General features: G+C 41.7%; 10 protein-coding genes and 1 pseudogene. All 11 read left to right on the top strand.

Annotation, left to right across the window (positions count from 1 at the left end; translation table 11 throughout):
• Positions 1-7 precede the first annotated feature (7 nt).
• The 11 genes and pseudogenes from ACTWJ7_RS28780 to ACTWJ7_RS28730 all read left to right on the top strand — a co-directional run bounded on the left by ACTWJ7_RS28780 (position 8) and on the right by ACTWJ7_RS28730 (position 11,727).
• Positions 8-1,188 (top strand): annotated as a pseudogene (locus ACTWJ7_RS28780) (glycosyltransferase).
• Positions 1,189-1,229: 41 nt separating this feature from the next.
• Positions 1,230-2,483, top strand: a complete 1,254-nt coding sequence (locus tag ACTWJ7_RS28775) for an O-antigen ligase family protein (RefSeq protein WP_301879669.1) — start codon at positions 1,230-1,232, stop codon at positions 2,481-2,483.
• Positions 2,484-2,500: 17 nt separating this feature from the next.
• A complete protein-coding gene (locus tag ACTWJ7_RS28770; RefSeq protein ID WP_443146115.1) occupies positions 2,501-4,060 on the top strand; it encodes a glycosyltransferase in 1,560 nt (519 codons plus the stop codon).
• Positions 4,048-4,740: a glycosyltransferase family 4 protein gene (locus ACTWJ7_RS28765; protein WP_443146114.1), complete on the top strand. Its 693-nt coding sequence runs from the start codon at positions 4,048-4,050 to the stop codon at positions 4,738-4,740. Before ACTWJ7_RS28770 ends, ACTWJ7_RS28765 begins: the two co-directional genes overlap by 13 nt.
• Before the next feature lie 75 nt (positions 4,741-4,815).
• Entirely contained in the window at positions 4,816-6,006 is a 1,191-nt protein-coding gene (locus ACTWJ7_RS28760) for a glycosyltransferase family 4 protein (protein WP_301879666.1), read from the top strand.
• 21 nt (positions 6,007-6,027) lie between these two features.
• Complete coding sequence (locus ACTWJ7_RS28755; RefSeq protein ID WP_443146113.1) at positions 6,028-6,492, top strand: oligosaccharide flippase family protein; 465 nt, start codon at positions 6,028-6,030, stop codon at positions 6,490-6,492.
• Positions 6,437-7,396 carry an oligosaccharide flippase family protein gene (locus ACTWJ7_RS28750; RefSeq protein WP_443146112.1) on the top strand — a complete coding sequence of 320 codons (960 nt, stop codon included), beginning with the start codon at positions 6,437-6,439 and terminating at the stop codon, positions 7,394-7,396. Before ACTWJ7_RS28755 ends, ACTWJ7_RS28750 begins: the two co-directional genes overlap by 56 nt.
• A 20-nt stretch (positions 7,397-7,416) precedes the next feature.
• Positions 7,417-8,898, top strand: coding sequence for a sugar phosphate nucleotidyltransferase (locus ACTWJ7_RS28745; protein ID WP_443146111.1), 1,482 nt, complete (start codon positions 7,417-7,419; stop codon positions 8,896-8,898).
• Positions 8,801-10,132, top strand: coding sequence for a UDP-glucose dehydrogenase family protein (locus ACTWJ7_RS28740; RefSeq protein WP_301879663.1), 1,332 nt, complete (start codon positions 8,801-8,803; stop codon positions 10,130-10,132). Before ACTWJ7_RS28745 ends, ACTWJ7_RS28740 begins: the two co-directional genes overlap by 98 nt.
• A gap of 66 nt (positions 10,133-10,198) precedes the next feature.
• Entirely contained in the window at positions 10,199-11,116 is a 918-nt protein-coding gene (locus ACTWJ7_RS28735; protein WP_301879662.1) for an LCP family glycopolymer transferase, read from the top strand.
• A gap of 44 nt (positions 11,117-11,160) precedes the next feature.
• Positions 11,161-11,727, top strand: coding sequence for a VanZ family protein (locus ACTWJ7_RS28730; RefSeq protein ID WP_301879800.1), 567 nt, complete (start codon positions 11,161-11,163; stop codon positions 11,725-11,727).
• Positions 11,728-11,786: the final 59 nt, after the last annotated feature.

Below are 11,786 nucleotides of genomic sequence, written 5' to 3'. Positions count from 1 at the left end.
TCAAAATATTGATTGCTCACAGCCTGTATCCGCCGAACATCATTGGGGAGCAGAGGTATCCACCCAAATTTTAGCTCAGACATTGGGACGTCGATATGAAGTTCAAGTCATGACGGTTGGCCAACACAATGATAAGCGGATCCGATCAGATCGTGTCAATGGAATCGAAGTGTTCCGTTTGCCATACAACAATCAGTACTGGGTTGGTGATATCGGGAGACGTTTATCGGTGGCAAGTAAAATTATGTGGCGCGTTCAGGATATATTCAATGTGAAACAATATCGTCACATCAAAGAGCTTCTTGTCCGCGAAAGGCCTGATCTGGTTCATACGCAAAATTTACCGGGCATTAGCTTGGCCGTTTGGAGGGCTGCCCGTGAGCAGGGTATTCCGGTTGTGCATACACTTAGGGATTACTCTTTAATCGAACCGATTAATATATCGATGTATTCCAAAATCTACAGAGTCTTTTCACGAAAGTCTAGCCAGACTATATCGTCAGTCATAGGCATTTCCAGCCATATTCTTGACAGTCACACTGGAATTGGATTTTTCGAGGACTCCAGCAAACATATCATTCACAACATTGTAGAGATGGATGCAAGTTCGGTTAGGCTATATGAGCAGAAAAAAGTTAACGTTAACGCTCCGCTCCATATTGGGTATTTTGGCCAACTTACCGAAGTGAAGGGTGTTCAGTATCTGATTGAGGCGTTCAGAGGGCTGGGTCATGATATTGCAGACCGACTGCATATTTTTGGCGAAGGCCCCTCGCTTTATTCTCTGCAGCAATCCGCAGCGCCCGATAAGCGTATCGAATTCAAAGGTAAAATTGACAAATCGGAGATTGCCAGACAGATGGCCGCGATGGACCTTGTCATTGTTCCTTCAATTTGGGGGAGCCATTCGGAAGAGTGGTCATTGAATCCTATCAGGTAGGAACACCTGTGTATGCATCGCATGTTGGAGGAATGGTGGAGATCCTGTTGGATACAGACGAGTTTTCGTTCGAAAGTCAAAGCTCGGAAGCGATTAGGCATTCCATCTTACATTATTACCACATGAGTGCAGAAGAGAAGGAAAGGCTGAAACATCGCTGTTATTATCATAGCCAAACCTTTAATGAATCGTATCTCCTCCAGAATCATGCAGATATTTACGATAAGCTGATCAGACATGGGGGTTAAATTTACAAATGGTATCTATAGTGGCAGGAAAACCTGTATATATGGAAACGTTGGGTGAACCCAAGTACTCCCTATTGAAGCTTTCGATCCACGTTTTATTAGTATACTTGGCCTGTTATGGCCTGATTTCGATATACGTTGATAACATCATTATTCGTTCTTTGAAGGACGTGGGAATGTCCTTGGTAGCAATTATTGCTTTAAGCAAAGTTTATCAAGATCAAAAAAACTTTACCGTGCCCTTTTTATTTTTGCTTGGGTCTATTTTTTTCTTAGGTTCATTGAATTTGTTACTCGGAGGAAGTTCTGTTGCGCTGATTTATGGGCTTAAGATTACTTTTTTGCCGATGATGATGCTATTCATTGGCATGTTAATTGCTAAATCCAATGCTACAGAATTGTTCGCCAGAACGAATCTGTTTATCCTGATTCTTCTGATTGCAGGCTGGCTAATTCAATATTCACTTGGAATAGAAAAGTTGATTTCGCTTGGGTTCATATATGGTGTGAATATAAAAAATTATCTTGAGGGTGTACCGCGACTGTCCTCTATTACATATTCACCAGACGGATATGCTTATGCTCTGTTGATCTCAGGACTGATTGCTGAGAAGGCTCGTTTAACTAAAAACTATCGACTAGTTCGCCTGCTGATACAACTCCTTACGATTAGTTTTTTGCTCATGTCTACCATTCGGTCTGCGTTGATTATGTGGGGTGTTTACCAGATTGCAATGTTCTTTCTTCGTATGCGTCGATATAACAAACATAATATGTTGTTATTGTCTGGGGTGTTTATTCTGCTTCCAGCGACAACTGTGTTGGGGATACAAGTTTTGAATAATTACAACTTATTATCAATTACGTCTATGCTTGATCGTTTTCAGAGCTGGGGATCTGATCTAACCTCACCATTCATATTAGAGGGGATTATTGGTAATGGAATTGGTTCTGTAGGTGCAGCCAGTCGCCGGACAAATATCATTGGTCTACAATCCAGAGATTATGCTGTGGATAGCCAATATTTCTCCTTTTATGAACAACTAGGTGTTATTGGAATGATATACATTTCGATTTTGTTCCTGTGGGTTTTGCGTAGCCTTATCCAAAGAATGAAGCAGTTGCCAGAGTCAGATAGCATGAAATTGCCGCAAACAGCTATCGCGCTTGTTGTAGGTGTTGCAGCAGCGAGCCTTACGACCAATGTGCTTGAGATGTTTCCTTCGAATGTCTCTATTTGGTTACTTGTGGGAGCAGCCTTGTATCAGCATCGCGAAACGGCAGAAATACCTTAAAAAATGGGGGATTGTCTTTGAAGATTTTGCATATAGGAGAATACGTTGTTGGGGGAGTTGCGACTTATTTAAACGAGGTCGTTGCATATCAATCTCGTTTTTTTGACGTTTATCTGCTGATGAGTGACTATAATTCGGCTTCGGACTTTGATTTGGAGCCGGATCGGATTGTACGTTACCAATATAAGCGCCATCCCAAACACTTTTTCTCTGCGATGAGACAGATCAACCAAGCCATCAAACGAATTCAACCGGATATTATTCACGTACATAGCTCTTTTGCAGGCATGCTTGTAAGAGGCTTATTTTTTGTTTCCCGGCGCCAAGCCGGCGTGATTTACTGCTCGCACGGCTGGTCTTTTCTGATGGACACCAAACATTGGCTTAAAAAGGTTTATTTTATGATAGAGAAGATACTGGAGTTCAAGACCGACTGTATTATAAATATTTCAAAACGTGAACAGGAACAGTCCATTCGGTATGGAATGTCACCTTTCAAATCGAAATTAGTCTACAGCGGAATTAGTGAGAAGCAGAGTAGTGAGTCTACTCATTTTCAACGGCCAGAATATCAATCATTGGAGGAACCATCTAGTATCAAGCTTTTGTACGTAGGTCGTTACGATTGGGCCAAAGGATTAGACATCATCTTGGATGTATTTCAACGACATCAACACTTACAGAAGCGTATTACATTAAATGTAATAGGCGAGCCTGTGTTAGATGATATTAAATTGCATTTTTCAGATAATATTGTCCGAATAGGATGGGTTAATCACGAGGAAATCGATGAACACTATCAGAAATGTGATGCGGTTATTGTGCCTTCCAGATGGGAGGGATTCGGTCTGACCGCAGTGGAGGCGATGAAAAACAAGAAGCCCGTGATCGCCAGCAATCGTGGAGCGTTACCGGAATTGGTATCGCATGGGATAAATGGTTACGTATTCGATGTAGATCAAACTGACGAATTATCAGAATTATTGATGAGTTTGGACAAAGCCACTTTATCCGAAATGGGAATGAAAGGGTATGACATTTATAAAGAAAAATTTAGTTCTACAAGAATGAATGAAGAAATTGTAAATCTTTACTATGAAGTATCTAATCTACGGGGGGAATTCAGGTGCCTACAACGAAGCAACCGAAATTTTCGGAGAGAATGGGAGACGCACATGATTAAAATATATATCAATGCCCGGTTCTTGACCCAGACTGTTACAGGGGTACAAAGGTATGCAATAGAGTTGGTGAAAGAAATAGATAGACTGATTGAACAAGGTGTTATTAATTCAAATCAATATCAATTTTTCTTATTGTCACCTAACAATGTAATCACAAAACTTGAACTTAAACACATTTGTCATAGAGTTGTAGGCAAATTAAAAGGCCACCTGTGGGAACAGTTTGAACTTCCTTTATATTCAAGAGAGGGAATGCTGATAAACATGTGTAATACAGGGCCGGCTTTCAAAAAAAACCAAATCGTCACCATTCATGATGCAGCAGTATTTAGCTCCCGGAAGGGTTCTCGTTTGCTTTTCGTAATTGGTATAAATTTTTATTGGCGCGCTTAGGAAAATCATCGAAGAAAATAATTACGGTATCTCAATTTTCAAAAAAAGAATTGATTCATAATTGCAAAATAGAGGAAGAAAAGATTGAGGTGACTTATTTAGGTATTGATCACATTCATCGTATACAGGCTGCACAGGGAATCTTAGAGAAGTATCAATTACAGAGTCCATATATTTTGGCTGTGTGCGCGATGAATCCCAATAAAAATTTTAAAATGATCTTTGATGTGTTGCCTGAGCTTGAAGGGCATAACTTGAAAGTTGTTATCGTGGGATCTAAAAATAGCAGGGTGTTCGGAGAGCAAGATACGCCATACTCTGATGCTGTTCATTGGCTGGGATATGTATCTGATGAAGAACTACTGGCTCTATACGAACATGCAGCGGGTTTTATTTTCCCCTCGCTCTACGAAGGATTTGGCTTACCTCCTCTCGAAGCAATGGCGCTGGGATGTCCAGTCGTTGTATCTTCTCGAGCTTCGATTCCTGAGATATGCGGGGACGCTGGCCTATATTTTAATCCGCTTGTTCCTCAGGAAGCGGCCGCGCATTTGATCGAGATTGCAACAAATTCAGAACTAGGTGAAAAAATGTCCGTGAAAGGTAAGGAGCATTCGGCGTTCTTTACCTGGAATAAATGCGCCAAAGACACTGTCAACATTATCATGAATGTGGTTTAGGTAAAGAGGCTTAAGGGGAATTTCAAAAAATCACATGATTAAAGGGGAAGAATAGAAGCTAAGGGAGGTTTAAACATGAGAATTTGCATCGTTAATCATAAATTTGTCAAAGGAGAGGGGCAAGGGAGAGTAAATTATGAAGTTGCTTCTGAGGCATTAAAACAGGGACATAAAGTTATATGCATTGCCAGCGAAGTTGATCCTCATTTACTGGGTACCCCAAATATGACATGGATCAAAGTATGTCCTTCACCCAAATTGTATGTACTTCTACGTCACCAAATTTTTGCCTTTCAAAGTGCGGACCATATACGCAGATTAAGAAATTCCGGGCAGGTCGATGTAGTTATTGTTAATGGTTTCATTACTTGGGCAAAGGCAGACATCACTGCTGTACATTTTGTTCACAGCACATGGATTAAATCCCCAGTACATGGTTTTCGCACACATCCAACTTGGAGACGTTGGTATTTGGGGTTTTATTCGGTTGTTAATTCCTATCTTGAACGTCGTGCATTTCGCAAAAGCAAAAAGATTGTTGCTGTATCTGAGAAAGTTAAAAGTGAGCTTACTCAACTTGGAAATACTCCAGATAAGATAGATGTCATTAATAATGGAGTGGATATTTTCGAATTTTACCCAACAGAGCATAAAAGCAAACTGCAGTTAGATAAAAAAAAAGTCGTGGGATTGTTTGCAGGAGGTATAGCTGATCCTCGAAAAAATTTAGAAACTGTCCTGAGGGCGATGGAATCTGTGCAGGGATTTTCACTTGTTGTGGCAGGGTCTACATATAAAAGCATATACCCACAAATGGCTATAGACTTGAAGATTGAAGACAGGGTCCACTTTTTAGGGTACCGGAATGATATGGATCATATCATGCGCAATGTCGATCTATTTGTTTTTCCTTCTCGTTATGAAGCTTGCAGTTTAGTTGTTTTAGAGGCACTTGCTTCGGGAATCCCGGTAATTATAACCGAAGAATCAGGAGTAACCGAAATGATATCGGCCATTAATGAGGAACACCAACCTGGTTTCATTATGCAAAGTCCTGATGATGTAGAGGGACTGTCTAATATATTGACTAGACTTGTTCAAGCTCCGGATGAATTGAAAAGGATGGGTGAAATAGCACGAAAAGTAGCTTTAAATAATACTTGGACGAATATGTCTCAGAAGTATCTGCATTATTGTGAAGAGCTGATTAATGAAGACGGCCGATTAGGGAGAGAGCGAAATGTAGGCAGTAGTGTTGAAGTGTAGTAATGAGAGGCGGAGTATTGGATGAGCATTGCTATTACTAAAGTGCATAGGCCGCAAAGTATGATTAAAACCATCCTCATGACCAGCATCATCAATATTCTTATCATGGGCATTACCACCCTTACCTCTATCTTAACGGCCAGGGTATTTGGAGCAGAAGGCAAAGGAGAACTAGCTGCCATATTATTTTGGCCAGGGTTCCTTACCAATCTTGCAACATTGGGATTGCCGACGTCATTAATTTATCATATCAAAAAAAACAAAGATTTGACTCCGATGTATACCAGCATGAGTTTTATGGTTCAAATTCCGATTAGCATCATCATTGGTATTATAACCTGGTTCGGGATCTCATCGTGGTTATCGAATTTTTCAGCAGATGTTATTTACATTGCGAAGATGTACATTCTCTCTGACGCCTGTCTTTCTCATGGCTGGCGTTCTGGCGGCAACTGCACAAGGAACCGAAAAATTCCATATTTTTAATATGGCCAGGCTTTTTGCTTCTTTAATCAATTTATTGGGACTGCTTTTGTTGTGGATAAGCGGGATTCTCTCTTTGGAGCGCGCCATACTTGTTAGTTTTATGTCACACGCTATTGTTTTGCTATTTTATTTTTATATGTTAAGGATGCATATCTCTAAACAGGTTAAGGAAGTCATTCTTCAGATTAGATCAAAATTATACTTATTTTCTTTTGCTGGAAGAGTTAGCGGAGTTGAGTTGTTCAATACGTTATACAATCAATTTGATAAAATAATCATTTTGGCTTTGCTCACGCCGCGTGATTTTGGTTTGTATTCTGTTGTTTACGCACTTTCCCGCATGTTTAACGTTATTCAGACGGCCATCGCCAATGTTATTTTTCCAAAAGCCGCAGGCCTGGAGAAGGAAGAGGTCTTCAGTCTTGTCAGTAGATCATTTAGAAGTAGTATGGTTCTTATGATAATTATAATCATACCCAGCATGGTTATTGGCCGATTTTTAATGGGGCTTCTATATGGAGAAGAGTTTTTGGAAGCAAGTATCGTTTTTTATTTGCTTTCATTGGAGTGCGTTGTTGCTGGAGGTGCCGGTATCTTGGCTTCTTCATTTAATGCACTAGGTCGACCAGAAGTAATTCTTGTCGGGCAAATTTCTTCAGTGTCAGTTATGATTTGTTTGTTTTTTTACATTACTCCGACTTTAGGGTTGAATGGGGTAGGGATAACACTGCTTGTTGGCTCCATTATACGAGTTTTTGTTTCGATGTTAGCTTTAAAAATGATTTACAAAATTTCCTTTAAACGGATTGTTTATGACAAGGATGATTTCCATTTTTTACGCGAGCGTTTGTACGAAAAAAATATTTTGAAGAAAGACACAGATATTAAAAGTGCCATGAAATAGAGAAGGAGGGAGTGATAACCATGAGAATCGTACTTCTCTCTGGTGGATCAGGCAAGAGGTTATGGCCCTTATCCAACGATACGAGATCGAAACAGTTCCTGAAAGTACTGGAGGGCCCAGAAGGGCAAACTGAATCCATGGTTCAACGGGTATGGAGGCAACTGCAGCATACGGGACTAAGCGAACAGGCCACGATAGCAACGAGCAAGCCGCAGGTGGAGATTTTACGGAGTCAGCTGGGCGATGAGGTTGATCTTGTCGTTGAGCCGGAGCGCAGAGATACCTTTCCCGCGATTGCCTTGGCAGCTGTATATCTGTACTCCGTACAGGGTGTCAGTCTGAACGAAACGGTGGCTGTACTTCCTGTTGACCCATATGTGGAGGAATCCTTTTTCTATAAAGTAACGGAGCTTGAAGGAGTATTGGCTGAGTCTGGTGCGGAGCTCGCATTAATCGGGGTGAAACCCACTTATCCGTCAGAGAAATACGGTTATATTATTCCAGATCAAGATGAAGCTGAAAAACACAAGCATTACGCCAAAGTATCACGTTTTCAAGAGAAACCCTGTGAGACTGAAGCGGCAGAGATGATCGAGCAATCTGCCCTTTGGAATTGCGGGGTTTTTGCATTTCAATTGAATTATTTAATCAATCTTCTCATTTTGCTTGAACTGCCAATACAGTATGAAGAGATGCTGAAACAATACGGAAGATTGAAGAAAATCAGCTTTGATTACCAGGTGGTTGAGAAGGCTAAACATATTGTAGTAACACCGTATGATGGATACTGGAAAGATTTGGGTACATGGAACACATTAACAGATGAGATGAGTACCAACATCGTAGGCAAAGGTGTCATGACGAACAGCTCTGTAAATACCCATTTAATCAATGAATTGAATATCCCAGTTTGTGTGCTTGGCGTCTCCAATCTCATTGTTGCTACAAGTCCTGACGGTATTCTTGTGAGCGAAAAGGAAGCAAGTCCGCAGATTAAGGAAGTGCTCAAAGATAGCACTGAACGCCCTATGTATGAGGAGCGCCGCTGGGGCTGCTATAAGGTCCTGGACTACACACGCAATGATAAAGCGGAAGAGGTTTTAACCAAACGGATGATTATAGGAGCGGCGAAGAATCTTTCTTATCAATATCATCTCAAACGAAACGAAGTATGGACGGTCGTTTCAGGGCATGGCGAATTGATTCTCGATGGTGAACTGAGTCGGATTCATCAGGGAGATGTCCTTTCAATTCCGGCTGGCAGCAAACATAGCGTGAAGGCTGTAACCGAACTTGAGATCATTGAAGTGCAGATGGGCAGTGAACTGGTGGAAGAGGATATCGTGCGAGTAGAGATGGAATGGACAGATATTATCCAAAATTGCGTGAATTGGGGAAAACAAGATGAATATTGCAGTGATTGGAACAGGGTACGTAGGTCTGGTATCGGGAGTATGCTTTTCAGAAATCGGCAATCAGGTCATCTGCGTAGACAACAATGAGGCCAAAGTAGAGATGCTCAACGAGGGTAACGTTCCCATCTATGAACCTGGCCTCAAAGAGTTGATGGCTTCCAACATGCAAGCAGGTAATCTATCGTTCACCTCCAATATTGCTGATGCGATTAGCCAGTCGGATATTATCTTTATCGCTGTAGGCACTCCTTCTCTTCCGAGCGGCGAAGCCAACCTAAGCTATGTAGAGCAAGTAGCTATAGAGATTGGAAGCCATATTGAGAGCTACAAAATTATCGTGACCAAAAGCACTGTTCCTGTAGGCACCAATGATCGTGTTCGTGAGCTGATTAGCAGTATCTCATCTCAGCCTTTCGATGTGGCTTCTGTTCCCGAGTTCCTGCGCGAAGGATCAGCGGTCAAAGATACGTTGAATCCTGATCGCATTGTTATCGGAACAGACAGTGATCGGGCGATTAAAACGCTGAAGAAGCTTCACCGTCCATTAACAGAGAATCTTATAATTACAGACATTCGTTCAGCCGAAATGATTAAATACGCATCCAATGCGTTCCTGGCAACTAAAATATCATTCATCAATGAAATCTCGAATATATGTGAAAAAGTAGGAGCCGACGTTACTCGTGTAGCCGAAGGTATGGGGTATGATAAGCGTATCGGATCGGCTTTTTTGAGAGCCGGCATTGGATACGGTGGCTCATGTTTTCCGAAAGACACGCAGGCGTTAATTCAGATTGCGGGAATGGTGGACTATGATTTCAAAATATTGAAATCTGTGGTGAAAGTCAATCAGGAGCAGCGTTTTCATGTCATTCACAAATTGGAAGAAGCGTTAGGGTCATTGAAAGGAAAGACAATTGCAGTCTGGGGACTCGCTTTCAAGCCTGATACTGACGATGTAAGAGATGCTCCAGCTATTGACATTATCCAGCAGTTAAGCGAAGCCGGTGCAATGATTAAGGCTTATGACCCGATTGCAACAGACAATTTTTGCAAGGAAGTTAATGCCGTTTCCATTACGTGGGAAGAAAATCCACTTGAAGCCGCCAAAGGGGCTGACGCATTATGTGTTTTGACCGAATGGAAGGAATTCGTCCATATTGATTTAGCGGAACTTGCTGATCTGATGAATGATCCTGTCATGATTGATGGACGCAATCTGTACAGTCCCGAGCAGATTCGTGCATCCCGTCTTCAATATTATTCCGTAGGTCGTCCGGGGTTGACATCCGCGAAGGGGAAGACGGCCGCCATTATCTAATCAGCAGCTATTTAGGTCGAGCTCAAACATTTAGCTTTCATCTTGATTGTGAGTGAGGAAAAACGAATGAAAAAGTGGATGAAAATCTCGATTTGGATTGCTTCCTTTTTTGTAGTTGTTGTATTTGGTTATGCCATATATCTCTACCAATCCGTGAAAACAACTGCAGACCAAATTTATGAGCCTCGAAATCCTGTAAAGCCCGTCTCAGTCACAGATAGCAGGGGTGGGCTACCGGTGGATATTAACAGCAAAGAGCCTTTTAATGCGCTAATTCTGGGCGTGGATGAGCGTCCGAATGATCGAGGACGCTCGGATACGATTATCGTACTAAGTGTAAATCCGGGAAAAAAACAAGTACTCATGTTTAATATTCCAAGGGACACACGGACAGATATTGTGGGACACAATACGGTAGATAAGATCAATCATGCTTATGCCTTTGGGGGCGTGGACATGTCGGTAAATACCGTCGAGCAATTTCTGGGAGTCCCCATTCATTATTATATGAAAGTGGATATGGAGGGGTTTTCCAAAATTATTGACCTCGTCGGCGGTGTAGATGTAAATAATCCTTTTGCATTTGATTATGAGGGCCAGCGTTATGATCAAGGGAATATTCATCTGGATGGTGTTGCTGCGCTTGGTTTTTCAAGAATGCGTTATGATGACCCGAAAGGGGATTTGGGACGTAATGATCGACAGCGAGAGGTACTGAAGCAGATGCTTAAGAACACGATGCAATTCTCCAGTGTATTTAATATCCAAAATATGCTTGATGAACTAGGTAATCATGTCAGAACGGATGTAACTTTTGATGAGATGAAGGAACTCCTCCTCGATTATCGTAATGATTTGGAGAATGTAGATACGGTGGAGATCCAGGGCAAAGGTGAGAAAATCAATGGGATTTATTATTACATCGTGGACCAGCAGGAAAGAGATCGCATTCACGGAATAATTGAAGAACATTTGGAGAAATAAACAAAATCCATGAATGGCTTATGAAAGTGGTGAGAATCTTGCTTATGGAGGAGGAGTACGGGAAACGAAGGTATAAGCATAGACGTAAACAGCGACATTATGTTTATATCTTGTCTTTGCTGCTGATTGCGGCCTGGGTTCTGGTGATCTGGCACTTCTCGACACAATCGTATCAGCAGCAGACCATTCAGCCTTGGCTGCATAAGTGGTCTGAAAGAGTGAAGATCGGATTTGCATTACCCGATGTGCAGTTCACGTACGGTGAGCTTGATTATTCCTTAAGACAACGACCTTATGAATTTGTTGAGTTTATATTTCGGAAGAGTGCACATTTATTTGTATATGCTGTGTTGGCGATACTTATCTATGGTGGGCTGAGATACAGGAAAATGCGAATATTGGCTTGTTTCGCTGCTGCCCTGACCGTAGTAGCAATGATCGCCTCCGTTGATGAATATATTCAGCAGTTCAGCGCTAACCGGACGAGTTCGATCCGTGATGTTGGCGTGGATCTGCTTGGCGGATGTGGCGGAATTGCCATATATATGGGGGCTAATGCCGTTTTCAGAAGATTCAGGTCTCCAAGAGGATCTTCGATCAAAAGAAAGTGATTTCCCAGGAAATGCTGCTCGTTAGTTCCAGCTTCTACTTGCTTGCTATCCATCATAAG

The organism is Paenibacillus sp. 1A_MP2 (assembly GCF_052244825.1).
In the GTDB taxonomy this organism is placed as follows: Bacteria; Bacillota; Bacilli; order Paenibacillales; family Paenibacillaceae; genus Paenibacillus; species Paenibacillus vandeheii.
Note: the sequence above shows the minus strand (reverse complement) of the source record. Positions and strands in the feature narration are given on the sequence as shown.

Coding starts and splice junctions, on each gene's coding strand:
- ACTWJ7_RS28735 (WP_301879662.1), top strand. CDS start 10,199: ATGAAAAAGTGGATGAAAATCTCGATTTGGATTGCTTCCTTTTTTGTA.
- ACTWJ7_RS28740 (WP_301879663.1), top strand. CDS start 8,801: ATGAATATTGCAGTGATTGGAACAGGGTACGTAGGTCTGGTATCGGGA.
- ACTWJ7_RS28730 (WP_301879800.1), top strand. CDS start 11,161: ATGGAGGAGGAGTACGGGAAACGAAGGTATAAGCATAGACGTAAACAG.
- ACTWJ7_RS28745 (WP_443146111.1), top strand. CDS start 7,417: ATGAGAATCGTACTTCTCTCTGGTGGATCAGGCAAGAGGTTATGGCCC.
- ACTWJ7_RS28760 (WP_301879666.1), top strand. CDS start 4,816: ATGAGAATTTGCATCGTTAATCATAAATTTGTCAAAGGAGAGGGGCAA.
- ACTWJ7_RS28750 (WP_443146112.1), top strand. CDS start 6,437: ATGGCTGGCGTTCTGGCGGCAACTGCACAAGGAACCGAAAAATTCCAT.
- ACTWJ7_RS28755 (WP_443146113.1), top strand. CDS start 6,028: ATGAGCATTGCTATTACTAAAGTGCATAGGCCGCAAAGTATGATTAAA.
- ACTWJ7_RS28775 (WP_301879669.1), top strand. CDS start 1,230: ATGGAAACGTTGGGTGAACCCAAGTACTCCCTATTGAAGCTTTCGATC.